This window comes from Micromonospora sp. CA-269861, from assembly GCF_050948505.1.
In the GTDB taxonomy this organism is placed as follows: domain Bacteria; phylum Actinomycetota; class Actinomycetes; order Mycobacteriales; family Micromonosporaceae; genus Micromonospora.
This window is the reverse complement of the sequence record NZ_CP192014.1, coordinates 4,243,895-4,266,688: the sequence shown is the minus strand read 5'-3', so window position 1 is coordinate 4,266,688 and position 22,794 is coordinate 4,243,895. Positions and strand designations below refer to the sequence as shown.

Sequence of the window (22,794 nt, the reverse complement as noted above, 5' to 3'; positions counted from 1 at the left end):
CGCCTGATCGTGTCGTCGCCGTGCGAGGATTTCCGGCGTGGCAGAGCCTGCTTCGACGCTGACCGGGATCCGCGCTCTGATCGACGAACTGGATGGGGAACTGGTCGGCCTGCTCGCCAGGCGGGAGGCGCTGGTCCGGCAGGCCGCCCCGCTCAAGAGCGACGGCCAGGCCGTCCGCGCGCCGGACCGGGTCGCGCAGGTGGTGGCCCGGGTCCGCACGCTGGCCACCGAGGCCGGCGCCGACCCGGATCTGCTGGAACGGATCTACCGGGGCATGATCCAGGCCTTCATCGACATGGAGGCCGACGAGCACCACCGCGTCAACGGCGGGTCGGCGCCGAGAACGCGGTGATCGCCCGGGGCGTACGCCGTCAGCTCGTGGAGCGGCCGTCACCGTCCGGGCTCGGCGAGGATGGCGGCACGTAGCCGAGCTCGTACGAAATCTTGTCGGCGGTCTCCAGGAGCAGCGGAAGGTTGCTCCTCAACTGATCGAGGCTTGCGATGACCTCGATCGCGGTGATCGAGGCGGCGGCGATGACCTGCCCCCGCGAGTCCCTGATCGGCGCGGCCACGCACATCACGTAGGCGTCGTGCTCGCCGTTGTCCACGGCCCAGCCGCAGTCGTGGATGCGGGCAAGTTCGGCTTCCAGGGCGTCGGGGTCGGTGAAGGTGGTGTCGGTGAATCTCTCGAAGACGACGTGGGAGAGGAGGCGGTCGCGTTCCTGGCGGGGTAGGTAGGCCAGGATCGTCTTGCCCACGGCGCTCGCGTAGATGGACACCGCGCGTCCCACCCGCGACGGCAGCTTGACGGCGTCGAACGCCGGGCTGTCCACCTTGTCGATATAAATGATCTCGTCGCCGGTCAGCTGCGCGAGGTGTACGGTGTGGCCGGTCTCGCGTTGCAGCGCACGGAGGTGTGCGGCCGCGGGCTGGCGGAGGTCCATCGAGCCGAGCGCGAGCTCGGACAACTCGATCAGGCCGCTGCCGAGCACGTAGGTGCCGGCGCCGGTCCGGCGGACGAAGCGCGCGGACTCCAGTGTCTGCAGGATCCGCAGGGCCGTGGACTTGTGGACGCCGAGCACGTCCGCGGCCTCGGTAAGGGACAGCGGGTGCTCCGCGGATCGACGGATGAGGTCGATCGCGCGGCGAATCGATTGCGCCAAGGCTCTGTCTCCGTTACCTCTCAGTGTGCTTGAGTGGGCACATGATTAGTAGTCCCGCCTTGCGGTGGGATGGTCCCGGTCTTCTCCGCAGGTGCGGTGCCGGGTTGACGTTTCACAGCCACCGGCCCGCCGAGGGGGGTCTTATGGTTGGCTCCACGTCCAGCCACCGGGCCACTCCCGGCGGTGCCGCAGTCGGCCGCGAGAGCGGCCAGGTTTCGTGCGGCGTTCAGGTCCCGGTCCAGGATCAGGCCGCAGGCGGTGCAGGTGTAGGTCCGCTCGGACAGGGCAAGTTTGGTTTTCGCCACGCCGCAGTCTGAGCAGGTCTTACTGGATGGATACCAGCGGTCAGCCAGGGCCAGTCGACCGCCGTTCCATATGGTCTTATACGCCAGTTGGCGGCGCAGTTCGGCGAACCCGGCGTCGGCGATGTGCCGAGCCAGCCGCCGGTTACGCAGCATCCCGGCCACGTGCAAGTCTTCTATCACGATCGTGCCGTACTCGCGTGCGAGCCCGGTGGTCAGCTTGTGCAGACTGTCGCGGCGCAGGTTCGCCACCCGCGCATGTGCCCGCCCGAGCCGGGCTTGAGCACGCTGCCACCGCCTGGACGGCCGCTGCCCGGACAGCCGGTCCGGGCGGGCCTTGCGCGACAGACTCCGTCCGAGAGCACGTAGCTTGCGTTGTGCGTTGTTGAGGTGGCGTGGGTTGGATACGAGCTCACCCGTCGACAACACTGCGAGGTGCTTCACACCCACGTCCACGCCGATCACCGCGCCGGGGCGGGCAGGCGTTCGTTCGGAGCGCTGCACTTCGACGGTGAATGACACCTGCCACCGGCCACCATCGCGGCGCACCGTGGCGGACAAGATCCGCGCCGTGTCCGCGTCGAGGCGGCGGGCGAGTTTCCGCGCTGACTCGTGCAGCTTCATCCGGCCCAATCTCGGCAACACGACGTGTCTACGGTCGGGTTCGACCTGGATGGCGCCGGTGGTGAATCGCACCGATGGGGTGGTGCGGCGGCGGGACTTGAAGCGGGGGAACCCGACCGCACGTCCGGCGCGTCTTCCCGATCGGGAGTCGGCCCAGTTCTTCAAGGCTCTGGCCAGGGCGTCGAGGCCGGTGTTGAAGGCTTCTTTGGAACACTCACGCCACCACGGCGCAACCTCGTCCTTTGCCGTGTTCCACGTCTTTCGAAGCGCGGGTAGTGACCACGCCATGGCTGGGATGAGCAGGTCCTCCGGTATGCCGTAGGTACGTTCGGCGACCCGCTGGTCCATCACTGCTTTCACCCGGGCCAGCGCCCAGTTGTGTGCGACTCGGGCCGCCCCCGCATTCGCTAAAACCGCGCGTTCCTGCGTCGGAGTGAGGTCGAGAGCGAACCGGTACGCCTGGATCGTCTTCACGCCGGGCCGTCCCCGATGGCAACCTCGACCGCCCGGCGGACACGGCTCGCGCCAACGCGACGTCCGTAAAGACGAGTGCACAACGACGTCAGGATCTCCGTCACGTCACGAACGAGGTCATCGTCCACCTCGGCAGGGTCGACCACCAGCAGCCGGCGACCCTGCGCGGACAACGCGGCCGCCACGTACTCAGCACCGAACCGGGCGACGCGGTCACGATGCTCGACCACGATCGTGGAAACCGCCGGGTCGCGCAACAGGGCGAGGAACTCCTTACGGTCGCCATTGAGCGCCGTGCCGACCTCGGTAACCACCCGATCGACGGAGAATGCTTGGCCGGTGGCCCAGACCGTGACCCTTGCAATTTGTCGGTCGAGGTCCGCCTTCTGGTCCACCGACGACACGCAGGCATACACCACAACCTGGCCCTTGCCCGAGGCCGCACCGGTCAACGGTTCGCCGACCATGATCAGACGCCCAAGTCGGTACGTGGGAACAGGCAGGGCCCCAGATTCGTGGCGTCGGCGTGCCGTCGCATACGAGATCCCGGTCTGCGCCGCCCACTGCTTCAAGTTCACGCGGCCACCATAGCGAACTAAAGCACACTCCTGACGATGGAGCGTCAGCTGCACCGCTTCCTCGCGCAACGGGCAGTGCGCCGCCGACGTTGTTGCAAAGAGCGCAATGCAGATAACGCATTGCGCAACCGCTACTTGACACTGTTGCGCATGACGCTACGATCGGTGGCAATTTGTCGGCTTGACGTCGCCTCGTGCCAGTGGAGTAACGATGGGTAGTCAGCGCGCTTGTTTCAGCATCGCCATTAGCGGACGACGCAGTTGGAACGGATCTGCCAGACCACCAAAGTCGCCAAGGAGATCGACCAGTTCGACCCGGTGCGGTTCGAGAAGCCCTGCGCACCGGACAACCTCGACGCGCTCGTCGACATCCGTCGCGCGTCGCCGGTGCCGATCACCGTGGGGGAGCGGTACTGCCGGCAGCGCTTCGCGCCCGGGCTGGCCCGCCCGGCGGTCGACTTCGTCTAGCCCGACGTGACGCACGCCGGCGGGATCGCCGAGCTCGCCTTCACCTCCACGTTCGCCGCGATTGAGCAGCACTCCCCCACACCGCGGCCGCTGCGGATGTTCCAGGACGCTGTCTTCGACATCCGTCCCCGCGACGAGCGGTCCTTCTTCAACCTGGAGAGCGCCTCATGACGGTGCCACGGCCCCGAGGACTGGCCGCGGACGCGGACTGGGTCGGTACCGCCGCCGAGGCGTTGCCGGACGATGCCGACAGCGTCCTCATCGGCCGGATCTGGGACCCGTCCGGCGACGGCCCCTCGCCGGTCACCGTCCGCGACGGCGAGGTCATCGACATCAGCCACCGGTTCCCGACCGTGCGCGACATCTGCGAGCTGCCCGATCCCGCCGCGACGGTGGCCGGGCTCGACGGGCCGCGGGTGGGCGACTTCGGTGAGATGCTGGCCAACACGGGGGCCGCGACCCGGGACCGTAGCCGACCCTGGTTGCTCGCCCCGGTGGACCTCCAGGCCCTCAAGGCCGCCGGAGTGACCTTCCCCATCTCGATGATCGAACGCGTGATCGAGGAACGGGCGCGGGGTGACCTGGCGCTGGCGGCGGACATCCGGCACCGGATGTTCGCCGACGTCGGTGTCGACCTGCACAGCCTGGAGGCGGGCTCGCCGGAGGCCGATCGGCTCAAGAGCCTGCTGGTCGCCGAGGGCATGTGGAGTCAGTACCTGGAGGTGGGGATCGGCCCGGACGCCGAGATCTTCACCAAGGGGCAGATTCTCTCCGCCGTCGGCACCGCCGTTCCGGTCGGTGTGCTCGCCGCGTCGACCTGGAACAACCCGGAACCCGAGGTCACGCTCATCATCCAGTCCAGTGGACGGATCGTCGGCGCCACCCTCGGCAACGACGTGAACCTGCGCGACATCGAGGGCCGCTCGGCGCTCCTGCTTCCCCTGGCCAAGGACAACAACGCCTCGTGCGCACTCGGCCCGCTGATCCGGCTCTTCGACGACGGGTTCGGTATGGATCGGGTACGCCAGCTCGAGGTGCGCCTGGAGGTCAGCGGCGTGGACGGCTTCCACCTGGAGGCGGTCTCGGAGATGACCCGGATGTCGCGTGACCCGGAGGAGCTGGTCCGCCAGCTGATCGGGCCGCACCACCACTATCCCGACGGCGCGGCGCTGATGCTCGGCACCATGTTCGCGCCGATCCAGGACCGGGACCGCCCCGGTGAGGGCTTCACCCACAAGGTCGACGACGTGGTACGGATCAGCTGCCCGGCGCTCGGCACCCTGGTCAACCGGGTGCGGCACGCCGAGGAGTGCGAGCCCTGGCACTTCGGCGTCCGCGATCTGATGGGCAATCTGGTGAGGAGAGGACTGCTGTGAACGTGGTCATCACGGTCGATCCGCGCGACGGACAGCGTCGCGCGACGGATCTCACCGAGACCGACGAGGCTCGGCTGGAGGTGATCGCCGGTCAGGCGTCGGCGGCGGCGCAGTGGCTCGCCGCCCGCGGGCGGCTCGGCCGCGCGGAGCTGCTGGACGCGATCGCCGCGTCGCTGGAGTCCCGTCGGGTCGACCTGGTCGCTGCCGCCGAGGCGGAGACCGGGCTGAGTCACGCGCGACTCGACGGGGAACTCACCCGGGCGGCGCTCCAGTTCCGGATGTTCGGCGAGGTGCTGCGCGACGGGGCGTACGTCGAGGCGACGATCGACCATGCCGCGGACACACCGCTCGGGCGCGGCCCGGACCTGCGGCGGATGCTCGTACCCCTCGGGCCGGTCGCTGTCTTCGGGGCCAGCAACTTCCCGTTCGCCTTCTCGGTTGCCGGCGGTGACACGGCCGCCGCGCTCGCCGCCGGGTGTCCGACGGTCCTGAAGGCCCATCCGTCCCACCCGCTGACCTCACACACCTCCGCCGCCGCGATCGAGGCGGCCGTCCGCGACCTCGGCGGGCCCGAGGGTGTCATCGCGATCGTGTACGGGGAGCAGGCTGGCCGTTCGCTGGTGCGCCACCCGGCGATCCGCGCGGCTGCCCTGACGGGCTCGGTCGGCGCCGCCCGCGCCATCCAGGCGGCCATCGACGAGCGGCCCGACCCCATTCCCCTGTACGCCGAACTGAGCAGCGTGAACCCGATCGTCGTCCTGCCCGACGCGGCAGCCGACCGGGGGGACCAGATCGCGGAGGGGCTGTTCGGCTCCTTCACGAACTCGGGCGGTCAGCTGTGCACCAAGCCCGGCCTGGCGTTCATCCCGTCGGATCCGGGTGGTGACCGCCTGGTCGACGCCATGCGGGCCAGAGTCGACTCGTCGGGCGGCACGGTCCTGCTCAACGAGCGCATCCGGGACGCGTACGAGAACCGGGCCGCGGAGTTCGAGCGGGCCGGTGCTCGGGTCTCGGCGCGTCCGCAGGTCGACCCCGGCGTGGGCTTCACCGTGGCCCCGACGCTCCTGGAGGTCGGCCTCTCCGGCCTGACCGCCGAGATCGCCGACGAGTGCTTCGGCCCGCTCCTGGTCGTGGTCCGCTACGACGACGACGCCGACCTCGACGCCGCGTTGGCCGCCGTCCCACCGTCGCTGACCGGCTCGCTGCACCGCGGACCGGCCGACGACGCCGACGTCGTCCGTCGACTGGTCGACGTGCTCGCGGCCCGCGCGGGCCGCATCGTCTTCGACGGCTACCCCACGGGTGTTCGGGTGTCGTGGGCCCAGCACCACGGTGGACCCTGGCCGTCGACGAACAACGTGCACACGTCGGTGGGCGCCACGGCGATCCGACGGTTCCTGCGCCCGCTGGCGTGGCAGGACGCCCCGGTCTGGGTCCTTCCGGACGAGTTGCGCGACGAGTACACCGCCATTCCCCGGCGAGTCGACGGGAGGTTGGCGCCAGCGGCCGAATAACCGCGTGAAGCTCATCATCCTGGGCTCCCTGGTGTCCGTGATCCCGCTGGTCATCGCGTTCTTCAGCCTCCAACGACACTGGCGCGGCGGACTGTCCGTCGGAGGTCTCCGGTAGGCCGCGACCAACCCCACCACACGCATCGATCGCCGCACAGGACGCGGCCGGACGGATGACAGAGAGGTGTGCTGATGTCGACGACGAATCGACCGCTGCGCAGCGCGCAGTGGTTCGGTGCGGAAGGCCGCAACGGATTCATCCATCGGTCCTGGATGCGCAACCAGGGGTTCGCGGACGACGTCTTCGACGGTCGCCCGGTGATCGGCATCGCCACCACGTGGTCGGAGCTGACACCGTGCAACGCCCACCTGCGCGACCTGGCCGAATCGGTGAAGCGCGGTGTGTGGGAGCGCGGGGGACTGCCGCTGGAGTTCCCGGCGATGAGCCTGGGCGAGCCGCTGATGCGACCCACGACCATGCTCTACCGCAACCTGCTGGCCATGGAGTTGGAGGAGTCGGTCCGCGCCAACCCGCTCGACGGGGTGGTCCTGCTCTCCGGCTGTGACAAGACCACACCCGGCCTGCTGATGGGAGCGGCGAGCGTCGACCTGCCGACCCTGATGATGACCGGCGGCCCGATGCTCAACGGCAAGTTCCGCGGCCAGGACATCGGCTCGGGCACTGTCGTCTGGCGGTTCACCGAGGAGATGCGGGCCGGTCGGATGACCGCGGCCGACTGCTCCGAGGCGGAGGTCGGCATGTCCCGCAGCCGGGGTCACTGCATGACCATGGGTACCGCCTCCACGATGGCCTGTGTGACCGAGGCGCTGGGCGTGCAACTGCCGGGGGCTGCCGCCGTGCCGGCGGTCGACTCCCGGCGGTACGCGCTCGCGCAGGCCGCCGGACGTCGGATCGTCGCCATGGTCGAACAGGACCAACGCCTGTCCTCGGTGCTCACGAGGCAGGCGTTCGAGAACGCCGTGCGGGTCAACGCCGCGATCGGCGGCTCCACCAACGCGGTCGTACACCTGCTCGCGATCGCCGGGCGCCTCGGCGTCCCCCTGTCACTGGAGGACTTCGACACCCTCACCGCCGACGTGCCCATGCTCGTCAACCTCATGCCCTCCGGGGCGTATCTGATGGAGGACTTCGCCTACGCGGGCGGCCTTCCGGTGGTGATGAAGGAGCTCGCCCCGCTGCTGCACATGGACCACGTCACGGTCAGCGGCAAGAGCGTGGCGGACAACGTCGACGGTGCCCAGTGCTGGAACCGGGACGTCATCGGCACCATGGAGGAGCCGATCCAGCCCGCCGGCTCGGGCACCGTGGTGCTGCGCGGTTCGCTCGCGCCGTCCGGGGCGGTGTTGAAGGTCTCCGCCGCTTCCGCGCAGCTCCTCACGCACACCGGCCCGGCCCTCGTCTTCGACCGGATCGAGGACTACGTTGTCGCGGCCGACGACCCGGACCTCGATGTCACCCCGGACACGGTGATCGTCGTCCGCAACGCCGGGCCGAGGGGCTACCCCGGCTTCCCGGAGGTGGGCAACGTGCCCATGCCACGACGGTTGCTCGCCGACGGCATCACGGACATGGTGCGGATCTCCGACGCCCGCATGAGCGGCACCGGCTACGGCACCTGCATCCTGCACGTAGCGCCGGAGGCGTCGGTGGGCGGTCCTCTCGCGCTGGTACGTACGGGTGATCTGGTCGCCGTCGACGTCGCGACGCGTCGCCTGGACCTCTTGGTCGACGACGCCGAACTCGCCCAACGTCGTGCCGCCTGGCAGCCTCCGAAGCCGGTGGCCGACCGGGGTTGGGTACGGCTGTACAGCGAGCACGTTCTGCAGGCCGACAGCGGCGCCGACCTCGATTTTCTCGTCGGTGGCAGCGGCAGCGAGGTGCCGCGTCACTCACACTGACGGCCACGAACGGACGAGGCCCACGAGGAACTGACTCCATGAAAGAACGGACGGCCCGCCAGTGCGAGTTCACGCAAAGACCGCTGTGACAGCGGCCGACCGGCCACCGGTGATGGCCGACGTCGCTCGCCTGGCGGGCGTGTCACACCAGACGGTGTCCCGGGTCATCAACGGGGCGCCCAGCATCAGGCGCGAGACGCGGGAACGGGTCCTCGAGGCCATTCGACGACTCGACTACCGCCCCAACACGGCCGCCCGTGCGCTCGTTCGCGGACGGTCCGGCATGATCGGCATCATCGGCACGGCCAGGACACTGTTCGGTCCGACGAGCATCCATCGCAGCGTCGAGGACGCCGCCCGAGCGGCCGGCTACTTCGCCACCTCGGTGAGCCTCTCCGAGGTGACGGTACGGGCGCTCAGCGACGCCACCGAACACCTCATGCGTGTCGGCGTGGAGGGCGTCGTGATGATCGCGGGCAACGACGAGGCTCTCGAGGTGGTGCGGATGACGCGCTCGGGTGTCCCCTTCGTCGTCGTGGAGGGCGACCTGTCCAGGGCCAGCGTGACAGTCGGCGTCGACCAGGTGCTCGGTGCCCGGATGGCCACCGAGCATCTCCTCGATCTCGGGCACCGAGAGATCGTGCACGTGAGCGGCCCACTCAACTGGGCCGAGGCCCGCGCCCGCCTCGAAGGCTGGCGGCAGGCGATGAGTGCGGCGGGCCTACGCCCACCGGAGCCGGTCGAGGGCGACTGGCGAGCGCACAGCGGCTACGTCGCCGGCCTGCGGATCGGCGCCATGCGCGCGACCACCGCGGTGTTCGCCGCCAACGACCAGATGGCCATCGGCGTGCTGCGCGCCCTGCACGAGCGCGGGCGGCGGGTGCCACACGACGTCTCCGTCGTCGGGTTCGACGACGTCCCCGAGGCTCCCTACCTCATTCCGCCGTTGACCACGATCCAGCAGGATTTCGGCGCGGTCGGTCGACGGGCCATCACGGCAGTCACCCAGGCCATCGACGACACCGTTCCGCAGCGCCTGCCGCTGGTCATCCCCAAGCTCGTGGTGCGGCAGAGCACGGCGCCGCCGACCCGGACCGGCGCCTGAACGGCCGCGACCTCCGTGATGTCCGCCGGCCCGTTCGGTTGGGTGGTGGGCGGCGGGTCGGTCGGTGGCGGGGTGGTCGGCGGCGGGGTGCCGTCACCGGCCGCAGGCACCGCACGGGGTGCGCGTGCGCAGGTGGTAGTCGGTGGACGTGACGACCAGGCCGAGCCCCATGACGAGGTACGCCGACATCGCCACCCACAGGAACGCGTCGGAGAACTCGCTGTACGAACCCGACGTCACCTGCACTATGCCCATGCCGAAGTAGGCCACGATGCCCGCGCCGAGCCCGAAGCCGGGCACCAACAGCAGCGGACGAGGAATGGTGCGACCGGCGAGCAGCGGCACCCACCCCGGCCAGACCTCACCCCAGTGGTGCACCAGCGCCAGCGGCAACAGCACCCCCGCCAGCACCAGGCCGATCTCCAACCCGATCAGGGAGGGATCCTGGTTGAGGATGTCGAATCCCACCACGAACTGAGCCGCGAAGCGGGTCACGAGGCCGGCCACCGCGGCGTATGCGGCCCAGCGCGCCCACCGCGCGGGTGTCGAGCGTCGCGCACCCGGTCGGACCGTCCGGCAGCAGTCCGGGCAGTCGCCCCGGGTGCGTCGCTGATAGCGCGCGGTGGTTAGCGCGAGCAGCACCGCTCCGGTGACACAGGCGAGCCGGCTGGCGAACGCCAGTGGGTCGAAGTACGGTCCGACGGTCAGCAGCAGGAAGCCCACCAGCTCCGGCAGCAGGATCGCGCTTGCCGCGACGAGCGCCCCGGCAACGGTCCAGGCCAGCCCCGCGAGCGCCGGCCGCCAGGTCGCCGCCCGGTCCAGGGCGACCGCCAGTACGCCTGCGGCCGCGCACAACGCCACCGACCGCCACCCGGTGAAGCCGAGCAGGTCCATCCCGAGCCGTCCGAATTCGGGAGCCTCGCCGACCGTCCACGCCAGACGCACGCCCCCGTATGCCACGGCCCAGCCGAGCACTGCGTACGTCAGGCCGTGGACGGTCCGACCGACGATCGGTGTCGATGTCGTCATGCGCCGATCCTGCCGGCGTCCGTCAACGGACGGACCCCGCTGACAGGGGACGCTGCTCCCTCGCGGGAGGGACCCGGCCGAACCGTGCGTACGGCGATCGGACCCGGGGGAGTGGCTGTTATCCGGACTGGGTGGGGTCGCCGGGCCCAGACAGCGTCGAGGTTCCGGTGCCGGACGCGGATCACGGGCGGTGCGAGTGGCGAGCTCGTCAACCAGCGCTGTCCCCTGTGGAGGCACCTGGTGTGGTGTGGATCCCCGACCTTCTATACCGTGGCACGGTCACGGGCGGCCACCTCCTGGGGCGGGCTGTCCCGCGACGACGTCGCGTACGCGTTCGATATGGGGGTTCGTCGTGACCATGGAATCGCCGACGACCGGCCACACCGAGGCTGGCGTGCAGCAGAAGATCGACACCTCGGTGCCGCATTCGGCGCGGATCTGGAACTACTGGCTCGGTGGCAAGGACAATTTCGCGGTCGACCGCGAGGCCGGGGACCAGTACCGCCAGGTCTTCCCCGGCGTTGTCGACGTAGCCCGGGCCTCCCGGCAGTTCCTGGTCCGCTCGATCATGTTCCTCGCCGCCGAGGCGGGCGTCCGTCAGTTCCTCGACGTCGGCACCGGCCTGCCGACCGCCAACAACACCCACGAGGTGGCCCAACGGATCGCGCCGGACGCGCGGATCGTCTACGTCGACAGCGACCCGCTGGTGCTGGTGCACGCTCGCGCGTTGCTGGTCGGCACGGCCGAGGGCAGGACCGCCTATATCGACGGCGACCTGCACGACCCGGCCGCGGTCATCGCCGAGGCCGGCAAGACGCTCGACTTCGCGCAGCCGATCGGTCTCATCCTCAGCGGCGTCATGGGTCACGTGCCCGTCTACGAGACGGCCCGCTCGATCACGCGGGAGTTGTTGGCCGTACTACCGAGCGGCAGTTACCTCTCCCTGAACGACGGCACGAGCCTGATCAGCGCCGAGATGCAGCAGGCGCAGGACGACTACAACGACAGCGGGGCGATTCCGTACACCCTGCGCTCATCCGACCAGATCGAAGGCTTCTTCGACGGCCTGGAGCTGGTCGAGCCCGGTGTCGTGCCGTGCCCGCAGTGGCGACCCGACGACGCGGTGGACACGCCTGCCGACATCGACGCCTTCGGCGGGGTGGGCCGCAAGCGCTGACGTGCCTGCGAACGGCTCAACGTCGGTGGTGATGTGCCGGCATCGTCAAATCAACCCGCACGGGTCGCCGCCCGCCTGATGATGTCAGGACGGGCGTTGGGGGTTGGGAGGACGATCAGCAGTGGCCGATCAGGCATCGGGAACGGTCGTCCTCACGGGAGCGACCAGCGGGATCGGAGAACCCGACGACATCGCCCGGATCGTGCTCTTCTTCGCCAGCGACGACTCGCGGTTCGTGACGGGCAGCGAGGTGGCTGGCGACGGCGGGCAGGTCGCCGGACAAGCCGACTATCAGGGCTTGCCGCAATAGCGGGCCGGCCGAATGCGTTCGGGCAGCGCCCACGCGGCGCGGGGTGAGGTGCCGGCCGAGGACGGCTACACCTGCGGCTTCGCCGCACTCGGCGTCGCCGGGCTGATGGCGCTTCTCGTCGCTCTGGCGGTGCCGAAACATCTGTCGCCGACACCGCCGGACACCGTTGACTCCCTTTGGGTCGAGGCGGTGTCCGTCCGGCGGTCTGAGCTACTGGGTCGGTTGCTCGGTCGGAGGCAGGACGCTCTGCACCGCCACGCAGGGGTCCGTCGCGGGTGCGGTGGCGTGGATCGCCTCGGCGGCGCGGGCGGCGAGGTCGCGGAAGACCCCGCGCTGCTTCTCGGGCAGTCCACCCAGCACGTGGTCCTCGGCGTGGGCGACGCGCCGTTCGGCCTCGATGAGCGTCTGACGTCCGCGTTCGGTGGCCACGATCCGTCGGGCGCGCCGGTCCTGGGGGTCAGGTCTGCGCTCGATGAGACCGGCGTTCGCCAGGTCGTCGATGACGTACGTCAGAACGCTGCGGTCGATGGCCAGGCGGGTGGCCAGGGCGCCCTGCGTGGGCACCTCCTCGTGTACGACGACGGCCAGGATGTGGTAGCCCCGGCTGCCGTGCGGCAGGTCCTTCAGTAGTTCCTCGACGTGCTCGTGCCAGCGGCGCAGCACCATGCCCAGAGACCAACCGAAGTTCGAACCGCGCTCGCGGTCGGCCGGCAGCTCGCAGGGGTCGGTCACGGACATATCCCGATGCTAGTGGGCGGCACGTTGATCATCTTCCGGCATCGTGGCAGCCGGGAATGATCGGCTCTGGAGATGTGTTGTCTGACAAACGTTAGGCTCAAAACATGATCTGTTGATCAAATGATCGCGTGGATGGTGGAGCAATGTCGGATTACGGGCACGAACTCCAGTTCGGGTCGTTCCTGACGCCGAATGCGCACGACCCGGACCGGGTGGTGGCGCTGGCCGAGCTGACCGAAGCGGCGGGACTGGACCTGGTCACCTTCCAGGACCACCCCTACAACGCCGAGTTTCTCGACACCTGGACCCTGCTGAGCTGGGTGGCCGCCCGCACGGAACGGCTACGGATCTCGGGGAACGTCCTCAGTCTGCCGCTGCGGCCACCGGCCGTGCTGGCCCGCGCCGCAGCGAGCCTGGACGGGCTGTCGCACGGCCGGTTCGAGCTGGGTCTCGGCGCTGGCGCGTTCTGGGACGGGATCGAGGGCATGGGGGCGCGCCGACTGACCGCGGGTCAGGGGGTCGCGGCTCTGCGGGAGGCGATCGACGTCCTGCGCGGTGTCTGGGACGACACCACCGACGGGCCGCTGCGGCTCAACGGGGAGTACTACCCCGTGCCCGGCATGCAGCGCGGCCCGAGGCCAGCACACGACATCAGCATCTGGCTCGGCGCGTACCAGCCGAAAATGCTGGCCCTGACCGGCCAGAAGGCCGACGGATGGCTTCCGACGCTGGAGTACCTGCGATCTCCGGACCGCACGACCGCCAACCGGCTCATCGACGAGGCGGCCATCGCCGCCGGCCGCGAGCCGCGGGAGATCAGGCGGCTGCTCAACCTGTTCACGGTCGACGTCTCGTCGCGCAGTCGTGGCTTCCTTCAGGGGCCCGCCGAGCAGTGGGTCGACCAGCTCCTACCGCTGGTCCTCGAGGAGGGGTTCAGCACCTTCCTGATCGGCCGTGACGACCCGCGCCTCATCCAGACCCTCGGGCAGGAGATCGCCCCCGCGCTGCGGGAGGCGGTCGCCAAGGAGCGCACCGGGGGTGGCCTCGGCGCCGACCGGGTCCGCGCGACCGCCGCGCTGGCCGAGCGGCACCCGGGCCTCGACTACGACGCGCTGCCCGCGTCGCTGGCCACCACGTCCGTCGAGCCCGGTGACCCGGAGTACGAGCGCGTACGCCACACCTACAGCTGGCACGGATCGCCGGCCCTGGTGATCCGCCCGCAGAACGCCGCCGAGGTGGTCGAGGCCGTGTCGTACGCCCGGACGCAGAACGTTCCGCTGTCGGTGCGCAGCGGCGGGCACGGCATCAGCGGCCGGTCGACGAACGACGGGGGAGTCGTCATCGACATGTCGAGGATGAAGAAGGTCGAGGTGCTGGACCGGGCGACCCGTCGGGTGCGGCTGGAGCCGGGTGCCCGGTGGGGCGACGTGGCCCAGGCGCTCGCCCCGTACGGCCTGGCCATGAGCTCGGGCGACTACGGGGACGTGGGTGTAGGTGGTCTCGCCACCACCGCCGGCGTCGGATACCTGGCGCGCAAGCACGGCCTGACCATCGACCACGTCGTCGCCGCGGAGATCGTCACCGCAGACGGCCGCCTGCTCCGCGTCGACGACGAGCACCACCCCGACCTGTTCTGGGCGGTCCGCGGCGCCGGTGGGAACTTCGGCGTCGTCACCGCGCTCGAGCTGGAGGCGTACGAGGTCGACAACGTCGTCTACGCCCAGCTCGTCGCGGACGCGACCGACACCGCCCAGCTGCTGCGCCGCTGGGGCCACCTCGTCGAGGACGCGCCACGGGAGCTGACGAGCTTCCTCTCCCTCTTTCCCGGCCGCCGTGGCAACCCACCTACCGCGCAGGTCACCCTCGTCTACGCCGGTGATGACATCGAGGCGGCGCAGTCTGCCCTGAGCCCGTTCCTGGAGATCGGGCCGATCCTCGATCAACAGGCACAGCTCGTGCCGTACCCGGCAATCGTCGTGCCGCCGGGCAACCAGCATCGTGGGCAGGGGCTGCGCGACACCCGGAGCGGTCTGTTGCACCACGTCACGCCGGAGGCGGCCGACCTGATGGAAAACATGATCCATTCTGGCGACGTGATGATCATGCAGCTTCGGTCCGTCGGCGGAGCGGTCAACGACGTCCCCCGCGGAGCGACCGCCTACCCGCACCGGGAGCAGAACTTCTCGGTGCTCGCCGCCACGGTCCCGGACCGCAGGCCCCGGCTCGACAAGCTGTGGGCCGAGCTGTACGCGCATCTCGACGGCATGTACCTCAGCTTCGAGAGCGACACCGATCCGGCTCGGCTGCTGGACGCCTGGCCCGAGCCCACCCTCGGCCGGCTGCGCGCCGTCAAGGCCACCTACGACCCGGACAACGTTTTCAACCGGAACTTTCCGATCCCACCGGCTGAGGCCATCGTCTAGAGGGCACCGGACAGGTACTCGCGGCGACGCTGCGGCTCGAACTTCTCGATCGCGTACCGCAGCATGACCCGTGGCATGACCCGGTAGCGGCGGACGAGGAACTCCTCCTCCGCCGCTCTGTCCCGGTTGCCCACCTCGCGCAGCATCCAGCCCACCGCCTTCCGGACGAGGTCGTGCGGGTCGTGCAGGAGCCGGTCGCCGAGTCGGAAGGTCCACTCGAAGTCGCCGGCCTTGATGAAGGCGAAGGTCGCCAGGACGGCGATACGCCGGTCCCACACGAGGCCCGAATCAGCCAACCGATCCAGGACGCTCCGGTCCTTGTCGATCAACCAGGGACCGACGATGTACGGCGCGGACGAGTCCACCAGGTCCCAGTTGTTGATGCGGTCGGTGTTGGCCAGGACGGTGCGGAAGATCTGACCCCGTTCCGGCTCGTCGCCCCTGGAGAACTTCCGGACCAGGATGAGCAGCGAGGTCAGCCGCTCCTCGTGCACGTCACAGGTGAGCAGCTTCGTCGCCTCGGCCAGCGAGAGGTCGCGCCAGAACCGGGCGGCCACCCTGCGCTGGTCGGGCACGGAGACACCGAGGGCCCGGTCACCCTCGCCGTACCCGCCAGGGACCATCTGGAGGAACCGGCTCGATGCCTCGGCTCGACGCGGATCGGCGAGGTTGGCGAGTTCCCGACGCACGTCGACGTTGGTGACCATGACCGCCCACGCTACCGGCTGAGCAACGCGGTCTCCCTGAAGTCAGAGGGTGGTCTCGTTGGGCAGCCCGAAGAAGTCGTGCCACTTCGCGCCGCCGAGAAAGCTGGTGCCGGTGGAGAGGCCGACGTAGACGTCGTTGAGGCTGCCCTTGGTGAAGGCGATGACGTCGTCCTTGCCGTCGCCGTTGTAGTCACCCAGGTAGGGGAACTCGCCAGGCAGGCAGAAAAAGTCGTTCCACTTGACGGTGGTGCCGGCGAACGAGGTGCCGGTGGAGACGGCCGCGTAGACGTCGGCATCGGCGTTGCAGGTGAACGTGACGATGTCGTCGCGGCCATCGCCGTTGATGTCCCCGACGCGCGGCTGTTCCGTCCCGACCGCGAACACGTCGTGCCACGTCTGCGCCGCCCCGAACGCGGCTCCCGTGGACAGGGCGACGATGACGTCCGACGCCGTGGCCGGTCCCTGGGTGAAGGTGATGATGTCGTCGCGGCCGTCGCCGTTGACGTCGCCGATGGCCGGGTACTCGCCGGCGATCGAGAAGTACTCGTGCCACTTCAGCGCTGTTCCGGTGAACGACGAACCGGAGGAGAGCGCGACGTGCACGTCTCCGGCACCGTCGTGGGTGAAGGCGACGATGTCGTCCCTGCCGTCACCGTTGACGTCCCCCACCGCGGCGACCTCGGTGTTCGGAGCGAACCAGTCGTGCCACTTGGTCGCGCCCGCGAAGGACGACCCGTTCGACAGTGCCACGTACACGTCGGCGAGCGAACCGTGGGTGAAGGCCACGATGTCGTCGCGCCCGTCGCCGTTGAAGTCCCCGGACAGCAGCGTCTCGTCGTTCAGGCCGAAGAAGTCGTTCCACTTCACCGACGTCCCGGCGAAGGAGGAGCCGGTGGACGCCGACACGTACACGTCGTTGAGCCCCCCACGGGTGAACGCGACGATGTCGTCGCGGCCGTCACCGGTGAAGTCCGTCGGCGATCCGGCCAGGTACCGGCCTCCCGAGCCGCCAGCGTTGACCAGAGAGATGTAGTAGTTCCAGTTCCAGTTGGGGCCGGGGTCGGTGTGGTCGTTGCCGGGCATCTCGTTGTGGCCCTTGATCGCCGCACGGGTCTTCGGCAGCCCGTACTTGTCACAGAGGTAGCGGGTCAGCGCGGCGGACGACCGGTACATGGCGTCGGTGAACCAGGCCGGGTTGTCCACGAACCCCTCATGCTCGATGCCCACGGCGTACGGATTGGCCGAGCGCGCGTGGTAGGCCGTGTCGCCCTCGCGCACCATCTGGGTGATCTCGCCGTTGCTCGATTTCACCACGTAGTGCGCACTCACCCCCGCCGACGGGTTCTGGAACCAGCTCACCGTGCCGGCGTACGACCCCTGGGTCACGTGCACCACCACCGTTGTTATCCGCGCGGATCGGCCGGCCTGGTAGTTGCCGCCGTAGGCGGACACCCACCGGGCCGGCGCGTACTCCGGCACCGCCGCCGTGACGTTCGCGCCGGCGGGCGCGACCCCGGCGTAGCGGCCGAGTTCGGGTCGGAGCGGTTGCGGCGCGACCCGTACCGGGCCCGCGGCGATACCGGCACGCAGCAGGTCGTAGACGTGGTCGGCGTAGAGCCGGGCGGTCGGCGCGTCGACGGCGGCGCTGTAGCGCGCCACCACCGGGTACCAGGCGGAGAGCCGGTCTCGTGCACTGCCGGTCAGACCCTCGTGGTCGGCCAGGTCGCGGAGCACCGCCGCGCCGCCCCGGACGTTGGCGGCGTCGACCGAGCGCAGGCGGTCGACGGGTTCGCCGGTGAGCGTGGCCGCCCGCTCCAGGCTGTGCTGGGTGGGGTTGCTGACGAGGTGCATGATCCCGTACCCGTTGGCCTGGCTGGGTAGGCCGCCGTGCCCGTCCAGGCGGGTCTCACCGTAGGCGACGGCGACCAGCAGGTCCCGGGGCACGTCGAACTCGGCGGCGGCCCGGGCGAAGTCAGCGGTGAGAGAACCGGGTGCCGCGGGGCGAGCCGCATCGGCCGGCGTGGCCGCGACCTGGCCGGCGAGCGCCGCCACCAGGAGAAGGGCGCACGTGCGCCTGGTCAGTCGCATGAGGTCTCCATTCCGCTGATCACAGCGTCGTCTCGCCGGTGAGGCCGAAGAAGTCGTGCCATCGGGTGGCGCCGAGGAAGCCGGTGCCGGTGGAGAGCGCGACGTGGACGTCGTTGGTGGCACCTTTGGTGAAGACGATGATGTCGTCCCTGCCGTCCCCGTTGGCGTCACCCAGGTACGGGAACTCGCCGGTCAGGCAGAAGAAGTCGTTCCACTTCACCGTCGTCCCGGCGAAGCCGGTGCCGGTGGAGGTGGCGGCGTACACATCGGCGTTGGCATCGCAGGTGAAGGTGACAATGTCGTCCCTGCCGTCGCCGTTGATGTCGCCGACGCGGGGTAGTTCGGCCCCGACGGCGAACAGGTCGTGCCATTTCTGTGCGGCGCCGAAGGAACTGCCGTTCGACAGGGCGACGATGACGTCGCTGGCGGTGGCGGGGCCCTGGGTGAAGGTGATGAGGTCGTCGCGGCTGTCGCCGTTGACGTCACCGAGGGCGGGAAACTCGCCGAACGGGCTGAAGAACTCGTGCCACTTGAGGCCGGGCCCGAAGCCGTTACCGGTGGAGAGAGCGACGTAGACGTCGCCGGCGGGGTTGTGGGTGAACGCCACGATGTCGTCGCGGCCGTCGCCGTTGACGTCGCCGACCGCGCCGATCTCCGCGCCGGGGGCGAACCAGTCGTGCCACTTGCCGCCGCCCCCGAACGAGGTGCCGGTGGAGAGCGCGACGTGGACGTCCCCGGTGTTGCCGTGGGTGAAGGTGACGATGTCGTCGCGGCCGTCACCGTTGACGTCGCCGGTGGACGCGGTCTCGCCACCGATGGAGAAGAAGTCGTTCCAGCGCACCGAGGTGCCGGTGTAGGAACTGCCGGTGGACGCCCCCACGTAGACGTCGGCGAGGGCGTTCTGGGTGAAGGTGACGATGTCGTCCCGGCCGTCGCCGGTGACGTCGGTAGCGGATCCACCAGTGATGGCGTGGGTGCGGGCCGCCTCGTTGAGCTGGATCCGTGCGGTGGCAGCGACCTGGTCGTACCGGTCGGGGAAGCCCGACCGTTGGACGCACTGGGCGATCTGGCCCGCGCTGTATCGGGGGTTGTCGCGGTCGCAGACGATTGCCCGGGTGACGTACTGGGTGCTGGCGTAGACCGGGTCCATGATCTGTTCCGGGGTACCCCAGCCGTAGTCCCAGCGCTGCTGGAACACCCCGAGTGACGACTTGTCGCCACACGGGAGGTTGTTCATGTGTGACTCGACCCAGCCCGCCTCGAACGCGGACAGCATCACCTTCTCGTTGGCGTTGTACGCGCGAGCGACCCGGTAGACGACAAGGGTCACCGCAGGATCGCGGTTGGCGGGGATGGAGGGGCAGGCCAGGGTGCCGACCGGGTCGGCGTGCGCGGGCGCTGCCGTGACCGTCGCCGCGGCGGTGCCGAGGGCGACCAGCACAGCCAGGAGAGAACGTCTCACGCTGCTCCTCACGGGGGTCGGGTGGTCAGCCAGGTGGCGTCACGATGCCGCCGGTGACGGGGATGTCGATTGCTGAGAGTGCCATCAGGGCGGTGATCGCTGTCAATGTCCCCTGAAGAATTCCTTCAATGCGAGGGTCGAGACAGGCAGGTATTGACAGCGACGATTGTCGTGGGTTTACTCGCCCGCAACCGCTGTCCATCCGCGCAGCGCGGCTGGACGAGTGCGTCAGGAGGGCAGTCATGGGTATGCGTCGTCGCACGCTTCTCGGTCGAGCCGCCGCGATAGGTGCGGCCAGCACGATCGGTTCCGTGAGCACGGTCCTGACAACGGCTGCCCCGGCTCGGGCTGCGGTGTGGAAGAAGCGGTTGACCGGTGCGGACCTTGACACGAACAGCCGCTGGCGGGTGGCAGGCACCGATCTGGGCATCCCGTACGTGCTGGAGAACGGATCGATCGGCTACCTCTTCGGTGACACCTTCAACACACCGTGGCCCGAGGGCCCGCCCGTGCCGAACGACTGGCGTTCACCTGTCATGTTGCGTTCCGCCGTCCATCCCGGTGCGCCGGGCGGAGTGGTCTTCGACAGCGCGGCCCGGGTCGTCGGCAACGGACGCGCGCCGGAACTGATGCACAACGGCCACCACGGCGTCGGCATCGACGGTCTTCCGGAGGTGACAGTCATCCCCAACGACGGCATCAGCTTTCCGGAGACCGGTCGGCAGGTCATCTCCTACATGAGCATCGAGAACTGGAACTCCGCCGGCCCGGCCGGGCCGCAGTGGAAGTCCCGCTACGCGGGGCTGGCCTTCTCCGACAACGGCAACGACTTCGTCCGTACGCCGCTCAAGTGGTGGAACGGCCCGGACAACAAGGACCCGTTCCAGATGTGGACCATGCAGCGCCACGGCGACCACGTCTACGTCTTCTCGGTACGGTCCGGACGGCAGGACGGCCCGATGATGCTGCGTCGCGTCCGGTGGGACCGGCTGTTCTACCCGGAGTCGTACGAGGGCTGGGGCTGGAACGGCGCGAACTGGGGATGGGGGCGGCCCTGCACTCCCATCCTCACCGGTCGCTTCGGCGAGCCGTCGGTGCGCCGCCTGAGTGACGGGACCTGGGTGATGTCGTACCTGAACTGCCAGAACGGCTGCGTCGTCACCCGGACCGCACCGGGGCCCGATCGCGTGTGGACGGCCGAGAAGATCCAGGTGACGAGCTGGCAGGAGCCCGCGCTCTACGGCGGGTTCATCCACCCCTGGTCGAGCGGCAACGCCGACGACCTGCACCTGATGATCTCGAAGTGGACCCGCACGCCGGACGGCCGGAGCACCGCGTACCACGTCAGCCAGTTCGTCGGCTCGGTCTGACCGCCTGCCGTTGCGCCGGGGTGCCCGACGCCGGTCCCACGCCGTGTGGGGCGGTGACGTGCTTAGCTGGACGAATGATCACTCCCGTTCCCCTCGGTACGTGGCCGACGCCGTTGGAGGCCGCGCCCCGGCTCGCCGCGCGGCTGGGGCTGGCCGAGCTCTGGTTCAAGCGTGACGATCTCAACGGCCTCGGGGGAGGCGGCAACAAGATCCGCAAACTCCGGTACACCTGCGCCCAGGCGATCGCCGACGGCGCCACCACACTGATCACCTCGGGGGCGCCGCAGAGCAACCACGCCCGGCTCACCGCTGCTGCGGCCGCGCGGCTCGGCCTCTCCTGCGTGCTGGTGCTCGCCGGCCCGCCCCCGGAGAGTCGGCGGGGCAACCTGCTGCTCGACGGGCTCGCCGGCGCGGAGATCGTCTGGGGCGGGGATCGTCCGCTCGCCGAGGTGGTGGCGGTCGAGGCGGAGCGACGGTCGGCGTACGCCATCCCGTTCGGCGGCACCTCACCCGCGTCGATCCAGGGCTATGTGGACTGTGGTCGGGAGCTGCGGGCCCAGTTGCCGGGCATCGACGGGGTCGAGGTCGTGGCGGCGCTCGGCTCCGGCGGGACGATGGCCGGGCTGGTGCGGGAGTTGGGCGCGCAGCGGGTGGTCGGCGTGGATGTCGGGGCCGTGCCGGACCCGCGGGCGACAGTCGCCGGTCTGCTCGTCGGCGAGGTCGAGCCGGACGCGCTGCGGATCGACGGCAGCCAGGTGGGTGCCGGTTACCGCACGCTTACCGACGCCGTCCGGGCGGCGCTGGAGGTGACCGCGCGTACCGAGGGGGTCTTCCTGGACCCGACGTACACCGGTCGGGCGATGGCGGCGCTGCTGGCCGGCAGCTTTCCGCGCGGTGACCGGGTCGTCTTCCTGCACAGCGGCGGCCTGCCGGGCCTCTTCGGCCACCCGGAACTGTAAAGGGCACCAACCGGGCACGTATGGCGGTGCCCCCCGGCGGGTTCGCTCCGGAGGGCACCGTGCCGGCCTGTCGACGGGTCAGACGCTCGCGAAGTGCTCACGGTAATCGCGGACGAACTCGGCGAAGGTCCGTGGCCGCCGGCCGACGATTCGCTCGACATGGTCGTTGGTGAAGTCGCCCCACCCGGAGCCGTAGGCGACCCGGTACTCGGCGAGGACCTCTGCCGACCACGTGTCGAGGCCGGCCTGGAGCAGGCCGTCACGTGCCTGGTCCGGGCTCTGCGGCACGTAGCGCACCGGCTGGCCGAGCGTACTGGCGATCTCGTCGGCCGCCTGGTCCAGGGTGATGCTCTCCGGCCCGGTGGGCATGTAGATCCTGCCCTCGTGCTGCTGCGGCGCGGCGAGGATCGCCGCCCCTGCGGCGGCGATGTCCCGGGCGTCGATCAGGCCGACCTTCGCGTCGCCGAAGAGGCCGTAGAGGTGTTCACCGGCCTTGGCGCCGAGAAGGTTCTGCATGAAGTGACTCGGTCGCAGGATCGTCCAGGGGATGCCCGACTCCTGCAGCTCGGCGTCGGAGAGCGCGTGCAGTCGGCCGTTGCGGGTGGGTGCGTCGTGCGCGGCGCCGATCGCGGAGAGCCGGACGATGTGCCGTACGCCGGCCTGCCGGGCCGCCCAGACCGCGTTCATGCTCTGGCTCGGTGCCAGCGGGCCCATCGGCATCAGCAGCCACAGCGTCGACACGCCCTCGAACGCCGGGGTCAGCGTGGTGGGACGGTCCAGGTCGCCGACGACGTACTCGACCCCGTCGAGCCCCGGCGTGCGGGACGCGTCCCGCACGAGGGCGCGGACCGGCTGCTTGCCGGCCAGCTCGCGCAGCACCTCCCGCGACACGGTGCCATTTGCCCCGGTTATCAGAATGGTCATGGTCATCCTCTCGGTCAGGCGGACCGCGGTCGGGCCACCGATCGCCGCCAGCGACGATATAGTCCATAAGTTGTACCGTCCAATGA

21 protein-coding genes are annotated in these 22,794 nt (G+C 69.7%); 12 read left to right on the top strand and 9 right to left on the bottom strand.

From position 1 onward, the window contains the following. Window positions 1-37 precede the first annotated feature (37 nt). Window positions 38-352, top strand: coding sequence for a chorismate mutase (locus ACQP0U_RS19570; RefSeq protein WP_433309063.1), 315 nt, complete (start codon window positions 38-40; stop codon window positions 350-352). A 19-nt stretch (window positions 353-371) separates the two neighbouring features. Here ACQP0U_RS19570 and ACQP0U_RS19565 read toward each other — a convergent pair whose 3' ends face one another. The 3 genes from ACQP0U_RS19565 to ACQP0U_RS19555 are packed head-to-tail and all read right to left on the bottom strand — an operon-like array spanning window position 372 to window position 3,141. Beyond that, window positions 372-1,163 (bottom strand): IclR family transcriptional regulator, encoded by a 792-nt coding sequence (locus ACQP0U_RS19565; protein ID WP_433309061.1) that lies wholly within the window; start codon window positions 1,161-1,163, stop codon window positions 372-374. A 20-nt stretch (window positions 1,164-1,183) separates the two neighbouring features. Continuing rightward, window positions 1,184-2,563, bottom strand: coding sequence for an IS607 family element RNA-guided endonuclease TnpB (tnpB, locus tag ACQP0U_RS19560; RefSeq protein ID WP_433309059.1), 1,380 nt, complete (start codon window positions 2,561-2,563; stop codon window positions 1,184-1,186). Next, entirely contained in the window at window positions 2,560-3,141 is a 582-nt protein-coding gene (locus ACQP0U_RS19555) for an IS607 family transposase (protein WP_433309057.1), read from the bottom strand. Before ACQP0U_RS19555 ends, tnpB begins: the two co-directional genes overlap by 4 nt. A 261-nt stretch (window positions 3,142-3,402) precedes the next feature. On the opposite strand from ACQP0U_RS19555, the gene ACQP0U_RS19550 reads away from it, so the two are divergent. The 6 genes from ACQP0U_RS19550 to ACQP0U_RS19525 all read left to right on the top strand — a co-directional run bounded on the left by ACQP0U_RS19550 (window position 3,403) and on the right by ACQP0U_RS19525 (window position 9,521). Beyond that, entirely contained in the window at window positions 3,403-3,609 is a 207-nt protein-coding gene (locus tag ACQP0U_RS19550; RefSeq protein WP_433309056.1) for an enolase C-terminal domain-like protein, read from the top strand. Between the two features lie 6 nt (window positions 3,610-3,615). Continuing rightward, window positions 3,616-3,780, top strand: coding sequence for a hypothetical protein (locus ACQP0U_RS19545; RefSeq protein WP_433309054.1), 165 nt, complete (start codon window positions 3,616-3,618; stop codon window positions 3,778-3,780). Then, window positions 3,777-4,985, top strand: a complete 1,209-nt coding sequence (locus tag ACQP0U_RS19540; protein ID WP_433309052.1) for a fumarylacetoacetate hydrolase family protein — start codon at window positions 3,777-3,779, stop codon at window positions 4,983-4,985. The genes ACQP0U_RS19545 and ACQP0U_RS19540 overlap by 4 nt, the downstream gene beginning before the upstream one ends. Continuing rightward, on the top strand, window positions 4,982-6,499 hold the full coding sequence (locus ACQP0U_RS19535; protein ID WP_433309050.1) for an aldehyde dehydrogenase family protein: 1,518 nt from the start codon (window positions 4,982-4,984) through the stop codon (window positions 6,497-6,499). The genes ACQP0U_RS19540 and ACQP0U_RS19535 overlap by 4 nt, the downstream gene beginning before the upstream one ends. Before the next feature lie 189 nt (window positions 6,500-6,688). Continuing rightward, window positions 6,689-8,416: an IlvD/Edd family dehydratase gene (locus tag ACQP0U_RS19530; protein WP_433309048.1), complete on the top strand. Its 1,728-nt coding sequence runs from the start codon at window positions 6,689-6,691 to the stop codon at window positions 8,414-8,416. A gap of 139 nt (window positions 8,417-8,555) precedes the next feature. Further along, window positions 8,556-9,521 (top strand): LacI family DNA-binding transcriptional regulator, encoded by a 966-nt coding sequence (locus ACQP0U_RS19525; RefSeq protein ID WP_433309046.1) that lies wholly within the window; start codon window positions 8,556-8,558, stop codon window positions 9,519-9,521. Between the two features lie 93 nt (window positions 9,522-9,614). On the opposite strand, the gene ACQP0U_RS19520 is transcribed toward ACQP0U_RS19525, so the two are convergent. After that, entirely contained in the window at window positions 9,615-10,550 is a 936-nt protein-coding gene (locus tag ACQP0U_RS19520; RefSeq protein ID WP_433309044.1) for a hypothetical protein, read from the bottom strand. Window positions 10,551-10,908: 358 nt separating this feature from the next. On the opposite strand from ACQP0U_RS19520, the gene ACQP0U_RS19515 reads away from it, so the two are divergent. Together ACQP0U_RS19515 and ACQP0U_RS19510 are read left to right on the top strand one after the other, a co-directional pair. Beyond that, entirely contained in the window at window positions 10,909-11,727 is an 819-nt protein-coding gene (locus ACQP0U_RS19515) for an SAM-dependent methyltransferase (RefSeq protein ID WP_433320959.1), read from the top strand. A 121-nt stretch (window positions 11,728-11,848) separates the two neighbouring features. Beyond that, window positions 11,849-12,037, top strand: coding sequence for an SDR family oxidoreductase (locus tag ACQP0U_RS19510; RefSeq protein WP_433309042.1), 189 nt, complete (start codon window positions 11,849-11,851; stop codon window positions 12,035-12,037). Between the two features lie 210 nt (window positions 12,038-12,247). Here the strand turns inward: ACQP0U_RS19510 and ACQP0U_RS19505 are convergent, their stop codons facing one another. Next, window positions 12,248-12,775: a MarR family winged helix-turn-helix transcriptional regulator gene (locus ACQP0U_RS19505; RefSeq protein WP_433309040.1), complete on the bottom strand. Its 528-nt coding sequence runs from the start codon at window positions 12,773-12,775 to the stop codon at window positions 12,248-12,250. A 143-nt stretch (window positions 12,776-12,918) separates the two neighbouring features. On the opposite strand from ACQP0U_RS19505, the gene ACQP0U_RS19500 reads away from it, so the two are divergent. Continuing rightward, entirely contained in the window at window positions 12,919-15,198 is a 2,280-nt protein-coding gene (locus ACQP0U_RS19500) for an LLM class flavin-dependent oxidoreductase (RefSeq protein WP_433309038.1), read from the top strand. Here the strand turns inward: ACQP0U_RS19500 and ACQP0U_RS19495 are convergent. From ACQP0U_RS19495 to ACQP0U_RS19485, 3 genes are read right to left on the bottom strand one after another with little or no spacing between them, the layout of a single operon-like run. Next, a complete protein-coding gene (locus tag ACQP0U_RS19495) occupies window positions 15,195-15,905 on the bottom strand; it encodes a DNA alkylation repair protein (RefSeq protein ID WP_433309036.1) in 711 nt (236 codons plus the stop codon). The two genes, ACQP0U_RS19500 and ACQP0U_RS19495, sit on opposite strands and share 4 nt — an antisense overlap. Before the next feature lie 42 nt (window positions 15,906-15,947). Continuing rightward, window positions 15,948-17,993: an N-acetylmuramoyl-L-alanine amidase gene (locus ACQP0U_RS19490; protein WP_433309034.1), complete on the bottom strand. Its 2,046-nt coding sequence runs from the start codon at window positions 17,991-17,993 to the stop codon at window positions 15,948-15,950. Between the two features lie 19 nt (window positions 17,994-18,012). Then, window positions 18,013-19,455 (bottom strand): FG-GAP repeat domain-containing protein, encoded by a 1,443-nt coding sequence (locus ACQP0U_RS19485; RefSeq protein ID WP_433309032.1) that lies wholly within the window; start codon window positions 19,453-19,455, stop codon window positions 18,013-18,015. A gap of 242 nt (window positions 19,456-19,697) precedes the next feature. Between ACQP0U_RS19485 and ACQP0U_RS19480 the strand changes: the two genes are divergently transcribed. Both ACQP0U_RS19480 and ACQP0U_RS19475 read left to right on the top strand, forming a co-directional pair. Next, on the top strand, window positions 19,698-20,825 hold the full coding sequence (locus ACQP0U_RS19480; RefSeq protein ID WP_433309030.1) for a DUF4185 domain-containing protein: 1,128 nt from the start codon (window positions 19,698-19,700) through the stop codon (window positions 20,823-20,825). A 74-nt stretch (window positions 20,826-20,899) separates the two neighbouring features. Then, window positions 20,900-21,784, top strand: coding sequence for a pyridoxal-phosphate dependent enzyme (locus tag ACQP0U_RS19475; RefSeq protein ID WP_433309028.1), 885 nt, complete (start codon window positions 20,900-20,902; stop codon window positions 21,782-21,784). A gap of 78 nt (window positions 21,785-21,862) precedes the next feature. On the opposite strand, the gene ACQP0U_RS19470 is transcribed toward ACQP0U_RS19475, so the two are convergent. Continuing rightward, window positions 21,863-22,708: an NAD(P)H-binding protein gene (locus tag ACQP0U_RS19470; RefSeq protein ID WP_433309026.1), complete on the bottom strand. Its 846-nt coding sequence runs from the start codon at window positions 22,706-22,708 to the stop codon at window positions 21,863-21,865. Window positions 22,709-22,794 lie beyond the last annotated feature (86 nt).